The sequence below is a fragment of the Litchfieldia sinesaloumensis genome, assembly GCF_900156865.1.
Classification (GTDB): domain Bacteria; phylum Bacillota; class Bacilli; order Bacillales; family Bacillaceae_L; genus Ferdinandcohnia; species Ferdinandcohnia sinesaloumensis.
In genome coordinates this window covers 520,633-539,958 of the sequence record NZ_LT732529.1, presented here as the reverse complement: position 1 = coordinate 539,958, position 19,326 = coordinate 520,633, and the positions used below count along the sequence as shown (strand labels likewise).

Here is a 19,326-nt window from a genome sequence, read left to right as displayed (position 1 = left end):
ATGGGCTTTAAACATATTATGACTAGTGGCCTCACAGAAGGTGAAAAGCGACAATTGACAGGTCCACATTTGACCATATTTTTAGGTTTCTCATTTATTCTATCTGTATTTCAAATTTGGTCTGTTGTTTGGGGTAAAATGGCACCAATTCAGCTTTTAGCGACCCATTTATCCTTCATCCTACTCTTATCCTTTTTGTCTTATAGCTATTCAAAAAAAGGGAAAACCACAATGACCCCAACTATTGTGGATTCTATTTTTGCTCTTTTAGCCCTCGGGGCTGGGATCTACTTTACTATTCATGCAGAGCGGATTTCAGAAAGAATTCCAATTGTCGATCCCCTCTCAACTACGGATATTATAGTTGGCTTTATATTTGTAGTGTTAAGTATCGAAGCAGCCCGCAGGACAATTGGAGTGCCCATCGTTATCGTCGTCTTAATTGGAATCGGTTATGCATTGTGGGGGCATCATTTAGGAGGGCTTATTTGGCATCGTGAGTTTTCATTTTCTGAAGTGATCGAGGATTTATCATATAGCTTTAACGGCCTTTGGGGTTCACCTTTAGCCGTTTCGGCTTCATTTGTATACATGTTTTTATTATTCGGTTCATTTTTGCATAAAGCAGGAGCTGGTGAGTTTTTCTTCAATCTATCGACTGCTCTAGCTGGAAGAACGCGTGGCGGAGCTGCAAAAGTGGCTGTCTTAGCTAGTGCATTTTTTGGGACGATATCAGGAAGTCCAATAGCAAACGTTGTAACGACAGGCTCGTTCACTATACCGGTGAGTAAACGTGCTGGATATAAACCGTCTTTTGCGGCAGCCGTTGAGGCTGCTGCATCAACTGGAGGCAGTATCTTACCACCAATTATGGGTTCATCTGCCTTTTTGATGGCAGCTATTACTCAGCTACCGTATATTACGATTGTTGTTGCTGCTATCATTCCAGGTATTCTCTATTACGTTTCTTTACTTGCAATGGTTCATTTTGAAGCGTTACGATTAAATTTGCCAACTGCAGATAAAAAAGATATACCTATGGTCACCCAAGTGTTAAAGGAAGGATGGTACTATTTTATTCCCCTGGTTGTCTTGCTCGTTATGCTATTAAATGGCTTTAGTGCATCTAGCACTGGACTCTATGGTGTTTTATCGATTGTAGTAGTAAGCTGGTTTCGTAAAAAGACGAGAATGGGAATTAAGCAAATTTTTGAAGCGATGGTCGACAGTGCAAGGTCCTCCATCCCGGTCACGACAGCTTGTGCGGCAGCAGGTTTAGTTATTTCCGGGATTATGTCAACAGGACTTGGCGGAAAACTAACGAGTGTGGTACTCGGCCTTACTGAAGGTATGCTTTTTCCTACATTACTTCTCGTTATGCTCATTTGTATCATTTTAGGAATGGGGATGCCGGTTGCAGCAGCTTACATCTTAACCGCGATGTTAGCTGCTCCCGCATTGATGGAGTTAGGTGTTTCATTAATGTCAGCTCACTTATTTATCGTATATTTCTCTATTTTTTCTGCAATTACACCACCTGTAGCTGTGGCAGCTTATGCAGCCGCAGGAATCTCAGATAGTAACCCGAACCGAGTTGGTTTAGAAGCCGTACGATTAGGATTAGTGGGTTTCATCGTTCCGTTTATGTTCGTTCTTGAACCCGCCTTATTGCTAGATGGAGATCCAATTGATATTGTTCTTTCGATCGTAACAGCGGTAATTGGTGTTATTTCATTAAGTGCCGGTGTGATTGGCTGGCTCCAGAGGAGGACGACAATAATAGAACGACTGCTATTATTAACAAGTGGGCTATTGCTCATTTACCCACATGTTTTAATTAGTGGTATAGGCATCATCCTGTTTACTCTAGTCATTGCACATCAAAAAAATCGACATGTACAATACACTCCACAAAAAAAAGGTGCATAATTAAATAAAAAGTTCAGTGTTGTTTTACACTGAACTTTTTAGCTCTCTATTTTATTAGCAACTGTCAAACGGTTTTGATACATACTTGATTTTTCCCATTTTCCTTTGCTTCGTATAGGGCTTTGTCTGCACGATTCAGCAACATGTGGGGCACATCATTTTCAGTTTTCCCTGCTACTCCAAAGCTCGAAGTAACCCTTCCAACCTCATCAATCTTAGTGTTTTCAAGCAACACCCTGACTTCTTCAGCAATTTCTGTTGCTTTTATAACTGGGGTGTTTTTTAAGACAATAAGGAATTCTTCGCCTCCCCATCTACCGAGAACTCCCTTTTCACCAAGATAGGACTTAATCGTAACAGAGAGTTTGATTAACACAAGATCTCCAATATCGTGACCATATTGATCATTAATTGATTTAAAATTATCAACATCAAATAGAATTACCGATAAGTTGTTCTCCTTTTCAAATTCTTGAGACAACAAAGAATGCATATACCTGCGGTTCGGTAAATCTGTTAGAAAATCGGTAATCGATGTTTTCCTTAATGCATCTGCATGTAATAGGACTTCCTTAAGCTTTTGCAACGAATAAAGGGCTATTACATAAACCATGTTTGATAGGTGAAATTGAATAATAGGACTAATGCTATACCTATCAAAATCCACAAGCAAGAAGTAATCGAGCGCAATGATTGTTGTTAACGTTAAAAAGCCAAGTGAAACAAGAAGTGCCTTTTTTCCATTAAATGTGAAGAAAATAAAGATAAAAAACAACGGTATCCAATTAAAAAACTCACCAAACTCATATTCACGGGAAACACCAAATTCCAAATGAAGGGCTACCCAAAACTTCCCTAAGAATAAGGCACTAATTAAAATTATAGTCACGTATTCGATATATCGAAAAAGGTTTGAGTTTTGTTTAAATACCATCAAGTAAATCACAATGAACCATACTAAAAGAGAAGGTAGTGCAACCCTATTAAAGAGGCTGTTTGAACCAATAGTAATCTCCAAATAAGTGGCGAACGCAGAAGCAACTATTAAAATAGGGAGCATAACTTTATATGTTCGAATCTTTAAATCAAAGAATGAATAATTCGTATGAAGGTGTTTCAAAGCTGCTCCTCTTTCCTGTTAGGAATTATTCGTTATAATAAGAGATGGTACTTTTATTATAAGAGATAAGCACTATATTTATAAAGAAAAAGAATGAGGAGTTTTTATGGAAAAAATTGAGGTTTTTATTTTATCTGGATTTTTAGGAAGTGGTAAAACCACTTTGTTACAAAATATTCTAACTCAAGAAAAAGAATTGGGGCGTAAAGTGGCCGTCGTGATGAATGAACTTGGACAGGTTTCAATAGATTCAAATGCGGTTTCAGAGAATACTCCTCTAAAGGAATTGTTAAATGGATGCGTTTGTTGTACCATTCAAGGCCAACTGGAAGTTAATCTACAAGGGCTATTACAGGACCATGAACTTGATGCGATTTATATTGAAACTACAGGTGTTGCTCATCCAATTGAAGTGTTGGATGCGTGTATGTCGCCACTTTTTGCAGATCAATTATTTGTCCAATCCATCGTGACACTAGTCGACGTTAATCGCTGGAAGGAACGAAATACGCTGAGCCCTCAGCTTCAAATGCTGTTACGAGAACAGGTGCATCATGCGGACGTGTTGTTACTCAATAAGGTTGACCAGTTGTCAGAGATGGAACAAGGAAATATTCTCTTTGAAATTCAATCGATTAACAATGAAGCCAAGTGCTTGCTAACCAAACATGCTGCTGTGAAACTTGATGACCTGCGTACACTAAAAAAAGCAGAGCGTAAACCACATGAGCGTGCCCATGTACAACTTGATTTGAAGCTAAAAACGTATGTACATACATTTTCAAATCAACTTGACCTTGATTTGTTTGAAGAGTGGCTTAAGAATATGCCTGACACTATTTTTCGGATTAAGGGCTATTTAAAGTTTACCCATTCAAATCACACTTATTTATTCCAATACTCTTACGGAACGCCCATTTACATGAAGGAACTGATGAACTACAAGTCAACATTAGTATTTATTGGCGAAAAAATGGATCCTAATTGGATGAAAGTAGAGATGGAAAAGCTAGAGGAAGAAAGTTTGAAGATGGAGTAGATCGATTTTTATATTTGCGAACCAGGCTATCGCTTTAACTGGTTCGTTTTTTCTGAATACTTACATTTGCAAACTTGGATTTCGCTGTTGCGGGTTTGCTTCTTCCTAATTTATTACATTTGTGAACCTGTATATCGCTTTAACTGGTTCGCATTTCCCTAATTTTTTACATTCGCGAACCTGTATTATGCATTTGCGGGTTTGACTTTTCCTAATTTTTTACATATACGAACCTGTATATCGCTTTAACTGGTTCGTTTTCCCCTAATTTTTTACATTTGTGAACCTGTATATCGCTTTAACTGGTTCGCATTTCCCTAATTTTTTACATTCGCGAACCTGTATTATGCATTTGCGGGTTTGACTTTTCCTAATTTCTTACATATACGAACCTGTATATCGCTTTTACTGGTTCGTTTTCCCCTAATTTTTTACATTTGTGAACCTGTATAATGTATTTGCGGGTTTGACTTTTCCTAATTTCTTACATATAGGAACCTGTATATCACTTTAACTGGTTCGTTTTCCCATTATCCCTTAATAAATTCCATTCACAATCCAAAATATCTTTCACATACCTAGTCATCCGTCAATTGGTCCCTTTTCCCAAGCATGGATTCGCGCTTTACGTGGGAATTTAATAATGAGTAATCATCATTGGTTACTCAAAATATAAGTCGGGAGTGGTGTATCATGGCAAGAAACAAACTATTGGTTCCTGGTAGCGAGAATGCTCTAAACCAAATGAAAGAAGAAATTGCCAATGAGTTTGGAGTTCAGCTTGGTGCAGATACGACCGCACGTGCGAATGGGTCCGTTGGGGGCGAAATGACGAAACGCCTCGTTGCGATGGCTCAGCAGCAACTTAGAAATGGTTCGCAACAATAGTTAACATAGGGAGCCCATTTTGCGGCTCCCTTATCACTTTATAAACACACAAAAAAACGCCGTTCATTCCCTTTAGAAATGAACGGCGTTTTCTACGTATATTACCTCTGTTGTCATCGCCACAGTTGGATTTTCCTTTGCTTCGATTGTCCTTACTCCCAATAAAATCATTCCCACAACTAATAATGCAAATAACAGCACAATGATACAATTTTTTACTAATGCCATCTGTCCCACCCTATCGTTTTCAAACCTTCGTAGTTCTTCATTTTTTCCCGACAAAACCATTCTATTCACGTAAAACGTTTTTATTCCTGATTGTTAAAAAATGATTAAATAATCTTGGTTTTCCTCACTTTCGAGAAAATGGGACATATAGTGTAGTAAAGGAGGGAAATCGATTGGATAAATTTGCTTTCTTATTTTTAGCCTGTATTTTAGCAGGGTTTGCTCTTATTCGAGTAACTGCATACGATACCGTTTTAACGAGTTTACACACAGTATTCACACTGGTGGGGGTCCTCACGATAATCGTCTTTTCTTTTGTTCTCATCTTTAAAGGTATATTAGCCTTACTTGGTAAGTAAATGATAAGCCCTTTGTGGCTTATCTTTTTCTTTTTTAGGGGTTTGTACCTTTCACATTTCCTAAAGTCCCATATGCTAGTACTAGAATCCTTAGCTAGGGCAGGTGCAAATCATATGGCGTCTATCTTTTTAGGACCGATTGAGATCAACAGCAATGAGGGAGTCATTGTCACCGGTAATTCTTTTTATGTCTCGCCTACATCCTCGAGTAAGACCATTACAGGTTCGGGATCTTTCAATACAGGTATTTATGTGACCAACCACAATCATGTAAGTCGATCCAATACACTTGATCCAGATTTCTCCGATGCAAACACTGCAACAGGGACATAAAAAAGAGGAATCAAAAGGTCAATGCTTGGCCCTTTGATACCCTCTATTTTTTATGCGTACATTGATTCAACTTGTTTTTGCAACTCTGCATTTTCAAGATATTCATCATATGTCATTTGCTTATCAACGAGACCATTCGGTGTGATTTCGATGATACGGTTTGCAATTGTATCGACGAACTGATGGTCATGCGATGTAAATAAAATTGACCCTTTAAATGCAATTAAGCCATTGTTTAGAGCTGTAATGGACTCAAGGTCTAAATGGTTGGTTGGATCGTCGAGTACCAATACATTTGAGCCACTTAACATCATTTTTGAAAGCATGCAACGCACTTTTTCTCCACCGGAAAGAACGCCTGGCTTTTTCAAGACCTCTTCACCAGAGAATAACATTCTTCCAAGGAACCCGCGAAGGAAGCTTTCACTTTGGTCATTTGGTGAAAACTGACGAAGCCAATCTACTAATGTAGGCTCGTCACCATTGAAGTACTTAGAGTTGTCCTTAGGGAAATATGCTTGTGACGTTGTAACTCCCCATTTAAATGTACCACTATCAGCTTCCATTTCACCCATTATGATTTTAAATAAGGTTGAAATAGCTATTTCACTTTTACCTACAAATGCTAGCTTGTCCTCTTTATTCACAATAAAGCTCACATTATCAAGTACTTTAACGCCATCAATTGTTTTTGTAAGGCCTTCAACACGTAGAAGATCATTACCAATTTCACGTTCTGGAGTGAAACCTACGAATGGGTAACGACGAGAAGATGGTTTAATATCATCAAGTGAAATTTTTTCTAACAACTTTTTACGAGATGTTGCTTGCTTAGATTTTGATGCATTCGCACTGAATCGTGCAATAAAGTTTTGAAGTTCTTTAATCTTCTCTTCTTTTTTGCGATTTGTATCTTGTGCCATTCTTTGAGCTAACTGGCTTGACTCATACCAGAAATCATAGTTACCAACATAGATTTGAATTTTACCAAAATCGAGGTCAGCCATGTGTGTACATACTTTATTCAAGAAGTGACGATCATGGGATACGACAATTACCGTATTTTCAAAGTTAATTAAAAACTCTTCTAGCCACTTGATTGCTTTGAGGTCCAAGTTGTTGGTAGGCTCGTCAAGTAATAGAACATCAGGCTTTCCAAATAATGCCTGTGCCAATAATACTTTTACCTTTTCAGAACCAGTAAGTTCAGCCATTTTTTTCGTGTGAAGGTCTTCTGAGATTCCTAATCCTTTTAATAGGATGGCAGCTTCAGATTCTGCTTCCCACCCATTTAATTCAGCAAATTCACCTTCGAGTTCAGCTGCTCTCATACCGTCCTCATCAGAAAAATCAGCCTTCATATAAATGGCATCCTTCTCTTGCATCACTTCGAAGAGTCGGGCATGTCCCATAATAACAACCTTAAGGACTTCATGCTCCTCATATTCAAAATGGTTTTGTTTTAATATAGCAAGGCGCTCACCCGGTGTCATATGCACATCACCAGTTTGCGGCTCAATCTCACCAGATAAAATCTTCAAGAAAGTAGATTTACCTGCACCATTTGCCCCAATCAAGCCATAACAATTACCCGGTGTAAACTTTATATTAACATCTTCAAAAAGTTTGCGGTCACCGTAACGCAAACCTACATTTGTTACTGTAATCATCTATTGTAAATCCTCCATTTCATATCATTGCTACTGATTATACCATTTTACTAGAAACATCTCTACTTTTGGAGCAATATGAACAGATGGGAAAAATCCACAGTACTTTAACTCAAAATAAAAATGACTCCACGCACAGTAATTACTGCCAATAGAGTCATAAAAATAAAGCTTGGGATACTTTTTTTATCTGATTCACTTTACATTGCATCATTCTTCTCATTGTTCTCCTGTTCTTGATTTGTTTGCAGTGGCGAAATGCTCTGTTTTTCTGTGTGTCTGACTAAATCGAATCCTTGCATGATTCTCTCTCCCCCATAGCCTGCTAAAATTGAGAGGAACACCACTCTAAAAATAGATTCTGTGTCACTAGAAGCGACGATTAATACTGAAGCAATCATGCCAATTAAGACTTCTTCTAAAAATCCTAGATGAATAAAACGCTTTGTCATACGTGGTTTTTCAATCTTCCCCTGTTTTTTAGCATGTCCCAACAACCCCATAGAACCACCAATTAGGATTGCTAGTGCGAGATGAAGTAACATGTCATCACCCCCTAAAGGTCTAGATTTTGTAATGCTTGACCTTAGGCAACAAACAGAAGCTTCCTTATTCACATTATATGCTAAATGTGGATAAGAAAGCTTGGGTATATTTTCCGAAAATTTAAAATACTCTTCTGATACATTGGTACCATTTTCTGTATATTATTTATTTCGCCACCCTAAAGGACTACCTAAAACTACCTATCCACCCTTCCTTCTGTCATCACCCTCATAAAATCAGAACTAAACTTTTCATAATCAAAGCGTAATGCAATTCTGTCCAGCGTTTCTGTGGGTTGTTCCTCTGGTTTCGGGCGAAAATCCGCAATACTTTCTCCTTTTGTCTCACCAAATAATTCTACTTGTACTCTACGTCTCGCATACTGAACAATTCCTGGATTCGCAATTGCACTTAGTGCAACAACATCATGTAAAGGTGTTCCTTCTATTCCTGGTACAAGTTCCTTGTAGGCTTCATAATAATAGTCAAAAATAGGCTTTATTAAACTTCGATACGGATTTTGGGTTCCCTGTTGGATAATGGTATCTACCATATCAGAAGTTAATAATGCTTCAGACGTTACATTTAATGGAAAAACGGAAAGGTTTCGAGCATGTTCAACAACATAATTGGCAGCAATTGGATCACCATAAAAATTAGCCTCAGCAGTTGAGGTTACATTTCCAGGCACGAGAAAAGCCCCGCCCATAATATAATAGCCTTTAACTTTGTTCATGATATCCCCACCAAGGATAAACGAAATGGCAAGTGATGTTGACCTTCCTACGTCAACGATATAGAGTTCATTTTCATAGCGCTCAATGATTTTAAAAATCTCGTCAAAATTTAATAATTCTGCTACTGGTAACGTATCAGGAGGCTGAATTGGTCCAAGCCCTTCTTCTCCATGAATCTCTGGGTAAAACGGTATAATTTCGCCAGACAATGGTCCCTTTGCACCTGCAATAATCGGGATATCCGTTCTACCTGCTAACGATAATAAATAGGCCACGTTTTGTATTGCTTGCTCTTGTTCCACATTTCCATAGCTTGGCACAATTCCAACAAGATCGATATTTGGATTGAGTAATCCATACATAATTGCCAGAGAATCATCTATTCCTGGGTCTCCAAAAAACAGGACTTTTACTGCCATACCTTCCCTCTCCCTCCAATAATATCTATCCATATTACTCACTATATGAGGAAGTTAATCATCACATACACACTCACTTAATAATGATAAAAAACACCCATTTCTTAACGAAATGAGTGTTTTAATAAAAAGGTTTATTTTGCAAAACGGTGGTTACCGATTACTGTTGTTACTTCCCTAGAGAACATAAATTCATTTGATGTCTTTTTTGGATTGAAGAAGAATAATGACCCTTTACCTTGACCACGGAAAGTAATGGCTTCGTCTACAGCACGTTTAGATTCTTCGTCAGCTGCTTGGTTGATTTGGCCATCTAGCACCGGGCTAAACGCAAAAGCACCACCTGGTGTTTTCTCGTAAATGACTTCTTTAATCGTATCAGGGAATTCATCTGAATCTACACGATTTAATACAACCGTTGCCACAGCAACCTTACCTTCATATGGTTCACCTTTGGCTTCAGCATGTACAAGTCGAGCTAGTAATTCTTTTTCCTCGCTTGAAACTGATTGTGGTATTTCAAGTTTTTCACCTGGATAGATTAAATCACTTGATCGTTTGTTTACTTCCTTAAGAGTTAACACTGAAACTCCATATTTCATTCCAAGGTTCCAAAATGTATCACCTGATTGTACTGTATGAGTTGCTGCCGATGCACTCACACTTGAAGCGAATAATGAAAGTGTTAAGGCAGTTGCAAATCCAATCTTTTTTAGTTTCTTCATCGTTTAATTCCTCCTAGTATCTTTGTTTTACGCCTACTAGAAGGTTAACAGCTGTAATATTTCGATTCATCGTCCAATAAATGGCAGAACGCTAGAACCTATGAGACAACTCATCCGAAAAAATACATGGAAAAAATATCCCTGTTGTTTTTTTTACCTAATTAATGGACATAGAGGAAATATACGGGCTGTATTTTACAAACATCACAGCTATGTAATATGTTTTACAAGAATTTCAACTGATTTATACAAAAAAAGAAAGCTGTAGTTTCCTACAGCTTCCATTAGATTGAAACTTATCCAATTGCAATTTTTTCGTCGGATGGGATATGACCCGACTTTTCAACCTTCGTTGCTAAATAGTTCTTATTATAATCCGAAACATCTCCCCAGAGGGGGATATGTGTGTCCGATAATAACCCATGTTTTTGTAAGGCCGCTAGTTTTTTCGGATTGTTTGTAATTAACGTAACTGGCTTAGCACGTAACTCTGTTAACACGCGAATCGCATCTTCATAATTGCGGCTATCGTCCTCAAATCCTAATGCGTGGTTCGCTTCTACGGTGTCTAGTCCTTCTTCTTGAAGAATATACGCAAGAGATTTTGTGAACAATCCAATTCCTCTTCCCTCATGGTTTGCTAAATAAAAGAGAGCACCACAACCATTCGAAACAATCATTCTCATTGATTCACGCAATTGGAAACCACAGTCACAGCGCTTGCTCCCAAAAATATCTCCCGTATGACAAATACTGTGCATTCGAATAAGCGCTTCATCTTCCGTATCAAACTCACCATAAACAAGAACTGACGATTGTTGCATCTCTGCTAAAGTAGTTTGTGAAAGTGAATCAAGTACATCCACTGGACTCATTTCACGCTCAACCTTCAACCATGTATACCAATTAAATGTCACAATTTGATCATCTAATTGGACTGGTAAACGAACAGGACCAACTAAACAGATATCTTGTTGATCTGCTTTTTGAATCATCTTCATTTTATTCAAAAGAAGGCTCTTTGCTTCATTTGTAACCATATCCATTCTCCCTCTCTACCTTTTCTCTCTATTTTGGAAAGTATAGTATTTTTTTAAAAGGGAGGTCAAGCAATATACACTGTGTTCCTATCCTAAAAAATACACGCTTCAAAAAGAGCAAAAAAGAACATCGAAGTTATTCGATGTGTCGTTTCTACAAGGCTATTGAATAATTACTTATATTTTTTCTGCGTGATACCCAAGCTTCTTCAATAGAGTCATCATTTCCTCTTTTTCAGAATCAGACAGACCTCCAACAATTTCTTCTATAGCCTCTTGGTGTTTAGGAAATATAGTATCCATAAATTGTTTGCCTTCCTCCGTAATAGACGCCCATGTGACACGTCGATCCTTCGGACAAGGAATTCGTACGAGGAAATTCTTCTTTTCTAATTTATCCACAACATATGTTATACTTCCGCTCGACAATAAGACCTTTTTTCCAATGTGCTGAATCGGCTGGTCTCCTTTATGATAGAGAAGCTCTAATACAGCAAATTCAGTTAAGTTTAATCCGTATCCTTTTACATCCTCTTCTACCCGCTCATTCACTGAACGGAATGCTCTAGATAGTATCACAAAAAACTTTAAGGAGAGGTTAGGAACATTGATTGATTCATTTGCTTCCATACAATCCACCCTTTTTCATTATCTCGAATTCAAGATAATTTTACTCGATTTTCACAGTATTTGTCAACTATATTGATAAGACTTTTGTCCCACTAACTCCTTGCAGCCTCCGTATACCGATACAGGACATCCCCACCATGAATGGCGATTCCACGAAAATGCTTAAAGTCCTCCCGTATTACCAATACATTTCGAAACTCCAAAAATTGATCTTTTTTAACCAAATATTCACTTAGTTCTCCATCACGTAGTTTATTTAAAATTTCATTAACAAATTGCTCATCCAAATTAAACACCTCACTGATAGATTATAGTGTGTCCTTTCATTAGAAACAAGGCAAATACCCATTTATATCACGATATCACACACAATCCGTTAATAGGCATAAGATATGGTGGAAATGTCTAGTAGGCATTTATACGTTCGATGAAAAAGTTAAAAGTCTTCAAAAAGTAGTGAATTAATGAGTTGAATGACACAGAATTGTTGACTTTTTAGCTGTTTTAATACAAATGAGAGGTGGATTCGATGAAGAATTATCAAAACCCAATGTTTATGAATCCCAATATGTATAATCAACAGGGATTACCAACAGCCCCACAACAACACGGAATGGGCTATGCTCCTGAAGATATGATGCAAGGTACAAATGTCCCGCAAATGGGATATCCTGGTGCTTCACCATATGAAGTAGAAGGCAGCCAACAATACCCGATTCAACAACAGATGATGGATGAAGATTGTGGTTGTGGCGCTAGCCATGAGGATGATGACGCAGTGATGTCTGCAGGGTTTAATCCTCAAGTACCTCCTAGTATGGCACCACAAATGATGGTACCCCATGGACCTCATGGACCTGGTTGCGGTTGTGGGCAACCACACGGACCTATGGGTGGACCAGGCATGATGGGTGGTTTCGGACCCCAAGGACCTGGTGCGGGACCTATGGCTGGATTCGGGCCCGGAGGACCTGGCTTCGGACCTCAAGGACCTGGTGCGGGACCTATGACTGGATTCGGGCCAGGAGGACCTGGTGCTGGGCCTATGGCTGGATTCGGGCCCGGAGGACCTGGTGCTGGGCCTATGGCTGGATTTGGTCCTCATGGTCCCGGTTGCGGCTGCGGACAGCATCATGGACCTATGGGTGGACCTGGGATGATGGGCGGATTTGGCCCGAGATAAGAACAAAGGTGTCTCAATACTGAGGCACCTTTTTCTACTTTAACTGAGCAACCATTTTTGAAATTGATCAAACTGTGTACGTGCGTCTTTTAGCCCCAGCTCATATAAATTTGTTAACTTCACTGGATTTCGTTCAACCCTTCCCACTTCTAGTGGTTCTGATGGGCTGAAGACAAATATTCTTCCCGCTTGCTCTTCCCTATCTATGTAAGCAAGTGTTTCATTATATCGCTGATATCGGCTCTCCATAGCTTTAACTAGGTATGGATATTCTTTAAATGAGCGTCTTACAACCCACCCCATGCTGGACTTCTTTTTCAAATACCCTCTATTACGGGTTAAAATCACTACATTTTTCTGATTTCCATCTTTCTGTGCTTTTACCAATGGTATCGGATCTGTAATACCACCATCTAATAACTTTTTCCCTTTGAATTCAATAATCGGTGCTACAAATGGCAATGAACTTGAAGCACGAATGATCTTAAGTATGTTATTTCCGTAATCCTCTTTCTTGAAATATAGAGGCTCTCCTGTTTCACAATCAGTCGTACCCACCACAAATTCTTCTTTTGATTGATAAAAAGAATCATAGTCATATGGGACATGTTTATTCGGAATTTCATCAAAAATAAAATCCATCCCAAATAGCTGTTTATTCTTTACCAAATTCCGCAATGATAAGTAGTTTGGGTGATTAACATAATCAATATTAACTGTCCGATTCCTCCCCATTTGTCTAGATAAATAGGACGCTGCCATACATGCACCCGCAGAGACACCCACTACATATGGAAAATAAACATCTTGCTCCATAAAATATTCGAGAATGCCAGCCGTGTAAACACCACGCATTCCACCACCTTCTAAAACTAAACCTATATCTCTCACTATACTTCTCTCCCAAAAAATGTCTTATTTACTTACTATAAAAAAATATTTAATTGTTGTCACACAATTTATAATCATTTATAATAAATTACTAATGAAAACGCTTTACTTAATTATGAAAATAAGGCAAAATATAAAAAAATGGTTTTTTTGTAAGATATATCTATTTTCTGATACTTTGAATTTCAAAGAATGCTATGGAGGGTGACATGATGAAAATTGCAGAAATCGGGGATATCATTGAGTTTAGAGAAGGACTTAAAGGTATTGTAGAAAAAGTAAATGAAAACTCAGTTATTGTAGACTTAACATATATGTCAAACTATAGAGACCTAGATTTAGAGAGTAGAACTGTCGTAAATCACAAGAACTATAGAATTATTAATGCAGTTTAAAGGGAGCTTTTTCGGCTCCCTTTTTGAGCTTAAGCTCCTAATGATTTATCCTTTGTAAATTTCGGTTGGAAGGAAGTCAATAATTTCGTTTTTGAGAATGAGTAAATGAGCAATGCCGCCCAAATACAGATAAACGTGACCAAATGAACTTTTGTAAAATGCTCCTGATAAAGGAAAACTCCTAACAAGAGGCTAATTGTTGGTGCAATGTATTGGAGGATTCCAACTACTGATAATGGAATTCGATTTGCTCCTGAAGCAAACCATAGTAACGGCAATGCTGTTGCAACTCCAGCCCCCATTAATAATAGCTTCACATCAAATGAAGCTCCTGAAAAAGACCCAACTCCACTATTATGAAGAAATCCTAAATAAATGAGTGCAATTGGAGCAACCACCATTGTTTCCATCGCTAAACCAATGAGCGAGTCAAGCTTTGCAAGTTTCTTCGTTAGTCCGTAAAATCCAAAGCTAAGTGCAAGTGTAAAAGCAACCCACGGGAAACTCCCATACTGGAACGTCAAAATAAGTACGCCAATCCCAGCTAACCCAAATGAGATTCCCTGCCAGAACAAAAGGCGTTCTTTTAGCACGATAATGCCCAAAAGGACACTAACCAATGGATTGATATAATACCCTAGGCTTGCATCAATAATATGGTCCGTATTAACCGCCCAAATATAAGTTGCCCAGTTAATTGTAATAAGAATAGATGATGCAATAATACCTACTAGTTTAATTTTGTTTTTAAAGATTTCTTTGAGACTCGTTACTAGCTGCTTGCCCTTATTTGATATAAGAATAATCAGTAAAACAAAAACGAGCGACCATACAATCCGATGCGCTAGTATCTCCACTGCTGGAATTGAGTCAATTAATTTCCAATAAAGAGGCAATACCCCCCAAGCTATATAGGCAATCGCCGTATATAGAATGCCAATTTTATACTCTCTCATGTTGTCTTGCCCCATACCGATCCTTCTTTCCTGTCTAAAAATCATTTTCATTATGTCATTTGTTAATTATATTTCGGTTCCCGATATTTCACAACGAAAATGAATTGGAAAGATTATCTGTTATGTGACTGATTCAGCTTAAATTATGATGTTTATGTACCATATCCTATATCAATTCAGTCCTTTCGCTCAAAAAAACACACCCCAATAAGGGTGTGTAGCAAATCATCACTATTCTTTGCGATTTTTTCCAGCCTCTTCTGCTAGTTGTTCGAATGACTTTACTTTACCATGAGGGTTTTGTGATTGTTTACGTACGTTCCATTGACGTTCTTGTTGGCTCTTTGATTGTGTCATTATTGGCATCTCCTTCTTTTTGATTATCATCTTTAGGATGAGTCGCCACGGCTAATTTATTCTAAAAAAATCATCAACATGATAAAATGAGTACGACATATCATAAGTAAAGAGGCAATCACGATGAAAAAACACTTTTATCTTTTATTCATACTTGCGCACATATTATTGGCAGTTAGTTTTCTAACAGACCTTCCTTTTTGGGTCATGTTCACGGTATCCTTCTTCATATTATCCGTTGCAGCAATAAATTCCGGAAACTTTGATTATCATAATATCTCAGCTTCAAGCCTTGGTTTAAGTATCTTTTCCGGTCTCCTATTGTATGGTCTCTTTATTATTGGAAAATTCGGTTCTGGAGTTCTATTACCTAATCAGTTAGCCGATGTTACTACGCTTTACATGAAGGTCCAGCCACAGCTCACATGGCATTACTTCGCCCTCTTTTTAATTATCATTCCTGGTGAAGAACTGTTTTGGCGTGGCTATATACAAGGGCGGATTGAGTATACAATACAGAATAAAAAAGTCGTGGTTATATTATCATCACTACTCTATACGTCAGCCAATATATACACGTTAAATCCACTCTTTTTGCTTGCAACTTTTGCTGGAGGTGTAATCTGGGGAAGCTTGTATATGTGGAAACGAAATATATTTCTAGTAATCCTTTCTCATCTTATATTTAATCTATTTTTACTTGTCCTATTTCCTATATTTTGACTTAGGCGGTACCCCTTATGTCGAAACGAAAAAAAACGGAGATCAACGAATGGTAACTACACCTTCGATGATCTCCTAGGTGATTTTTTTCGCGTTGCCTGAGATTCTATTTTTGCCATTTCGTATGTGTTTTGCATTGTAAAAGGTTTATCCAGGACCATTATTAAAAGGCTCTATTTTTTAACTGGGGATGGTTGAACATTTTCTGGAATCCCCACAACATATGGCTTTTCTCTTGTACTTGAACGAAATTCCTCTTTAGCTCGATCTAATACCTGATTCTTATTGAGTAACAAATCAAATGCCGATAATGCCATTGTTTGTGCAGCAAAATGCATTCCTTTGAAACCAATGGATGAACCAAATGAAGCTGTTGCCTGCCATGTATGTAACTGGATCCCAACAGGGGCACATGTAGCCATAATCGATCCAACCGGAGTAATCCAGCTAACATCACCAACATCGGTTGAACCTGTTAATACTTTTCCCTTTGTTAGTTTATCATTTTGATAATTGGTTGGGAGAAGTTCATCCGTTAGACGTTGTGCACTTTTTACAATAGTAGTATCCACTGTTTTTACTAATTCCCTAGCGAAATTTTCTTCTTCTACAGTATATTCTAATGGATTTGCTAGTTTCATATTTTCAAACATGAGGTCATTTAAAACGTCATTAGGAAGTGTGTCATAAGCAAAAGCATCTATTTCTGACCGAACCTCAGTTTCTGTCATGAGGGCTGCACCTTGTGCAATCTTCTCAACTCGCCCAAGGATATCTTCAACTTGCTCTTTTGTGGCTGCTCTTAAGTAATACCAAACACTAGCATGCTCTGGAACAATATTAGGTGCAAGTCCCCCATTTGTAATCACATAATGAATGCGTGATCCATCCAGAAGGTGTTCTCTTAAGAAGTTTGTACCGACATTCATCAATTCCACGGCATCTAGTGCACTTCTTCCGGCATGTGGTGCTGATGCAGCATGTGCAGGGATTCCTTCAAAATGAAACCTAATCGAAACAATCGCTTGCATACTCATATTTAGTACCATATTTGAGGTCCATGGATGCCAAGTTAGAGCGCAATCTAAATCATCAAAGACACCTTCCCTTGCCATAAACGTTTTACCAGATAACACTTCTTCCGCTGGACAGCCATAATAACGAATCGTACCAGATAGATTATATTCCTCCATCACTTTCTTTAACGCTACAACCGCTTCTACACCTGCTGTTCCAAGTAAATTATGGCCACATCCATGACCAGGTCCATTTTTTTCAACCTGTTCCTGAACTGGTTTGACAACTTGTGAGAGACCAGGTAACGCATCGTATTCACCTAATATCCCAATAATTGGTTTACCATAACCGTACTCAGCAACAAAGGCTGTAGACATTCCGCCAATGGATGGTTGTATACGAAATCCCTCTTCTTTTAATTTTAAGGATTGCAGCTCACTAGCATATGTCTCCTCGTAGGCGACCTGTGGATTCTCCCATATATGTTTTGCCATTGCGGTGAACTCAGACTGTCCGCTTTTTAACCATTGAAGAATTGTTTGTTTACGCATTCGTACATCCATAAAAATGTAGTTTCACTCCTTTCCTACGACTATAAATCATAAGCATCACTTTACCTAATTTTCTCTTGTTTTTTAATCCTCTCTAAAAGCAAACAAACAATGACTGTACCGAGTATGCAGACAAATGTCTGAAAGGCACGAGGAACGGGACCTAGATTAACAAACAAACCAAATGCGATTCCAACTATACCAAATAGTGGTTTCTTTATTGCAAATTGAGCAATCACTCCTCCAAATATAGCAGGAAGGACAAAATTCAGGCTGCTTATAACCGACTCTGGCAGTATGGTAAGGATATAGGCACCACTTAGTATGGCTAAAATAAGTACAATCGCATTTACGATGGAAGCCGTCGCAATCGCTAATGAAGCTGTAATTTCCCCCTTTTTCGTTCCTGGTTCTGCGTTAATAACCCGTTGTGCAACCGAAGCACACGGAAGGCACATATTTCCAATATTACCTGTTAAAAAGGCTAAATATGTACCAGAAACACCTAAAACAGGATAATAACTAATCGGTTCCAATACCCAAACAAACATAATGATAGCTGCATAAGCTGTAAAACCCGAAATAATAGTCCCCCAACCAGGATGATGTCCAAGAACAAATGATAGATATAAGGGTACGATTAAGGTTAAGGCAATGACCGCCCAAATCGTTAGCCTTCCCCAAAAATGGGACTTTATCTGAAAAGTCTCAAAGTCCATTGCTGAAGTTGGTACGATTCCCTGGGTACCCGGAATTGCTTCATTTAAGAGTATATTACTTTCCTCTCGATTAACTGGCATTAAGTTCTCCTACCTTCCTTTTTAAGATATTAAGTAACCCGCAATCATACCCACAATAATTACCAGACCTAACGACCATTCTTTTAACCATCTTAATTGGGATTTATCTCCTATCCAGATAATAATAGGCATTACGATAAAAGCGATGATAAATACGATAAATTCACTCATACCTTTTACCATTTCTCCCCCACCGAGATAACTAAAAGCACCTATCATAGCCGCAACAGAAACTGTGCTTAACATCTTTACACCTTTTGGATTCGCCTCTGCCTTTTTTTGAATCTTTCCTAGAGACTTCGTAAATAGAGCAACGAATAATAACCAGCCCATTCCACCAAGGCACATTACCCATACAGCATTCGTAAAGGCTTGTAATGTATACTCTGTAGAGCCTAAATCAACTCCAGCTGCTTTTGAGCCAATACTTGCTCCGACTGTTTCAATTGCCGCAGAACCAATAATAGATATCCTCATTAATGTAACAGGACTTCCTATTAATGAAATCATCGATATTGCAACAACAATGATTGCTAACGATGGCCCAAGCGAACTAATCGCGCCGGCCCTAATTGCAGACTTCACCTCTGTAGAGGACATGCCAACGGATCTACTTGCATTTGAGGCCAGTCGAATAAAAATGATAGCTTGAAAGATTACTATACCAACTATCAGTGCGGCAAAGATCCAAAGTGGCCAGCTATTTGCAGTTTGTAGTACTTTTTCCAATCAAATCTTCCTCCTTTAACTATTTTTCCTGTGTTTCACCATAAGTCCCTTGACTAGTAAA

The 19,326-nt window shown here is 38.3% G+C and carries 23 protein-coding genes; 8 read left to right on the top strand and 15 right to left on the bottom strand.

Annotated elements, in window-relative coordinates; genetic code table 11:
- Positions 1–1,929 (top strand): TRAP transporter permease, encoded by a 1,929-nt coding sequence (locus CZ490_RS02605; protein ID WP_077617421.1) that lies wholly within the window; start codon positions 1–3, stop codon positions 1,927–1,929.
- 64 nt (positions 1,930–1,993) lie between these two features.
- Here the strand turns inward: CZ490_RS02605 and CZ490_RS02600 are convergent, their stop codons facing one another.
- The gene (locus CZ490_RS02600) at positions 1,994–3,049 is read right to left on the bottom strand and encodes a GGDEF domain-containing protein (protein WP_077617420.1); all 1,056 of its coding nucleotides are present in this window, start codon (positions 3,047–3,049) and stop codon (positions 1,994–1,996) included.
- Positions 3,050–3,155: 106 nt separating this feature from the next.
- On the opposite strand from CZ490_RS02600, the gene CZ490_RS02595 reads away from it, so the two are divergent.
- Together CZ490_RS02595 and CZ490_RS02590 are read left to right on the top strand one after the other, a co-directional pair.
- Positions 3,156–4,088, top strand: a complete 933-nt coding sequence (locus CZ490_RS02595; RefSeq protein ID WP_077617419.1) for a CobW family GTP-binding protein — start codon at positions 3,156–3,158, stop codon at positions 4,086–4,088.
- A 693-nt stretch (positions 4,089–4,781) separates the two neighbouring features.
- Entirely contained in the window at positions 4,782–4,976 is a 195-nt protein-coding gene (locus CZ490_RS02590; RefSeq protein ID WP_077617418.1) for an alpha/beta-type small acid-soluble spore protein, read from the top strand.
- A gap of 72 nt (positions 4,977–5,048) precedes the next feature.
- Here CZ490_RS02590 and CZ490_RS22240 read toward each other — a convergent pair whose 3' ends face one another.
- Complete coding sequence (locus tag CZ490_RS22240; RefSeq protein ID WP_159439897.1) at positions 5,049–5,204, bottom strand: hypothetical protein; 156 nt, start codon at positions 5,202–5,204, stop codon at positions 5,049–5,051.
- A gap of 173 nt (positions 5,205–5,377) precedes the next feature.
- On the opposite strand from CZ490_RS22240, the gene CZ490_RS02585 reads away from it, so the two are divergent.
- Together CZ490_RS02585 and CZ490_RS02580 are read left to right on the top strand one after the other, a co-directional pair.
- Positions 5,378–5,563, top strand: a complete 186-nt coding sequence (locus tag CZ490_RS02585) for a hypothetical protein (RefSeq protein ID WP_077617417.1) — start codon at positions 5,378–5,380, stop codon at positions 5,561–5,563.
- 72 nt (positions 5,564–5,635) lie between these two features.
- Positions 5,636–5,896, top strand: coding sequence for a spore germination protein (locus CZ490_RS02580; RefSeq protein WP_407639775.1), 261 nt, complete (start codon positions 5,636–5,638; stop codon positions 5,894–5,896).
- Positions 5,897–5,946: 50 nt separating this feature from the next.
- On the opposite strand, the gene CZ490_RS02575 is transcribed toward CZ490_RS02580, so the two are convergent.
- The 7 genes from CZ490_RS02575 to CZ490_RS02545 all read right to left on the bottom strand — a co-directional run bounded on the left by CZ490_RS02575 (position 5,947) and on the right by CZ490_RS02545 (position 11,950).
- Entirely contained in the window at positions 5,947–7,566 is a 1,620-nt protein-coding gene (locus tag CZ490_RS02575) for an ABC-F family ATP-binding cassette domain-containing protein (protein ID WP_077617416.1), read from the bottom strand.
- A gap of 200 nt (positions 7,567–7,766) precedes the next feature.
- The gene (locus tag CZ490_RS02570; protein ID WP_077617415.1) at positions 7,767–8,111 is read right to left on the bottom strand and encodes a DUF4257 domain-containing protein; all 345 of its coding nucleotides are present in this window, start codon (positions 8,109–8,111) and stop codon (positions 7,767–7,769) included.
- Positions 8,112–8,308: 197 nt separating this feature from the next.
- On the bottom strand, positions 8,309–9,268 hold the full coding sequence (locus CZ490_RS02565) for a nucleoside hydrolase (RefSeq protein WP_077617414.1): 960 nt from the start codon (positions 9,266–9,268) through the stop codon (positions 8,309–8,311).
- A gap of 134 nt (positions 9,269–9,402) precedes the next feature.
- Positions 9,403–9,993, bottom strand: coding sequence for a cell wall hydrolase (locus CZ490_RS02560; RefSeq protein ID WP_077617413.1), 591 nt, complete (start codon positions 9,991–9,993; stop codon positions 9,403–9,405).
- A 296-nt stretch (positions 9,994–10,289) separates the two neighbouring features.
- The gene (locus CZ490_RS02555; protein ID WP_077617412.1) at positions 10,290–11,033 is read right to left on the bottom strand and encodes a GTP cyclohydrolase II; all 744 of its coding nucleotides are present in this window, start codon (positions 11,031–11,033) and stop codon (positions 10,290–10,292) included.
- 177 nt (positions 11,034–11,210) lie between these two features.
- Positions 11,211–11,663 carry a MarR family winged helix-turn-helix transcriptional regulator gene (locus CZ490_RS02550; RefSeq protein WP_077617411.1) on the bottom strand — a complete coding sequence of 151 codons (453 nt, stop codon included), beginning with the start codon at positions 11,661–11,663 and terminating at the stop codon, positions 11,211–11,213.
- 92 nt (positions 11,664–11,755) lie between these two features.
- Positions 11,756–11,950, bottom strand: coding sequence for a hypothetical protein (locus CZ490_RS02545; RefSeq protein WP_077617410.1), 195 nt, complete (start codon positions 11,948–11,950; stop codon positions 11,756–11,758).
- Between the two features lie 242 nt (positions 11,951–12,192).
- Here CZ490_RS02545 and CZ490_RS22235 point away from each other — a divergent pair, with 242 nt between their 5' ends.
- A complete protein-coding gene (locus CZ490_RS22235; protein WP_077617409.1) occupies positions 12,193–12,846 on the top strand; it encodes a hypothetical protein in 654 nt (217 codons plus the stop codon).
- Between the two features lie 39 nt (positions 12,847–12,885).
- Here CZ490_RS22235 and CZ490_RS02535 read toward each other — a convergent pair whose 3' ends face one another.
- On the bottom strand, positions 12,886–13,740 hold the full coding sequence (locus CZ490_RS02535) for a patatin-like phospholipase family protein (protein WP_077617408.1): 855 nt from the start codon (positions 13,738–13,740) through the stop codon (positions 12,886–12,888).
- A 209-nt stretch (positions 13,741–13,949) separates the two neighbouring features.
- On the opposite strand from CZ490_RS02535, the gene CZ490_RS02530 reads away from it, so the two are divergent.
- Positions 13,950–14,132, top strand: coding sequence for a YkvS family protein (locus CZ490_RS02530; RefSeq protein ID WP_077617407.1), 183 nt, complete (start codon positions 13,950–13,952; stop codon positions 14,130–14,132).
- 29 nt (positions 14,133–14,161) lie between these two features.
- Here CZ490_RS02530 and rarD read toward each other — a convergent pair whose 3' ends face one another.
- Both rarD and CZ490_RS22600 read right to left on the bottom strand, forming a co-directional pair.
- On the bottom strand, positions 14,162–15,088 hold the full coding sequence (gene rarD, locus CZ490_RS02525; protein WP_407639774.1) for an EamA family transporter RarD: 927 nt from the start codon (positions 15,086–15,088) through the stop codon (positions 14,162–14,164).
- A 231-nt stretch (positions 15,089–15,319) separates the two neighbouring features.
- Entirely contained in the window at positions 15,320–15,445 is a 126-nt protein-coding gene (locus CZ490_RS22600) for a DUF6254 family protein (protein WP_234987158.1), read from the bottom strand.
- A gap of 123 nt (positions 15,446–15,568) precedes the next feature.
- On the opposite strand from CZ490_RS22600, the gene CZ490_RS02520 reads away from it, so the two are divergent.
- Positions 15,569–16,168, top strand: a complete 600-nt coding sequence (locus tag CZ490_RS02520; RefSeq protein ID WP_077617405.1) for a CPBP family intramembrane glutamic endopeptidase — start codon at positions 15,569–15,571, stop codon at positions 16,166–16,168.
- Between the two features lie 173 nt (positions 16,169–16,341).
- Here the strand turns inward: CZ490_RS02520 and CZ490_RS02515 are convergent, their stop codons facing one another.
- The 3 genes from CZ490_RS02515 to CZ490_RS02505 are packed head-to-tail and all read right to left on the bottom strand — an operon-like array spanning position 16,342 to position 19,265.
- Positions 16,342–17,748, bottom strand: a complete 1,407-nt coding sequence (locus CZ490_RS02515) for an amidohydrolase (protein WP_327078396.1) — start codon at positions 17,746–17,748, stop codon at positions 16,342–16,344.
- Positions 17,749–17,798: 50 nt separating this feature from the next.
- Positions 17,799–18,536, bottom strand: a complete 738-nt coding sequence (locus CZ490_RS02510) for a small-conductance mechanosensitive channel (protein WP_234987157.1) — start codon at positions 18,534–18,536, stop codon at positions 17,799–17,801.
- Between the two features lie 21 nt (positions 18,537–18,557).
- Positions 18,558–19,265, bottom strand: a complete 708-nt coding sequence (locus CZ490_RS02505) for a DUF5058 family protein (RefSeq protein ID WP_077617404.1) — start codon at positions 19,263–19,265, stop codon at positions 18,558–18,560.
- Positions 19,266–19,326: the final 61 nt, after the last annotated feature.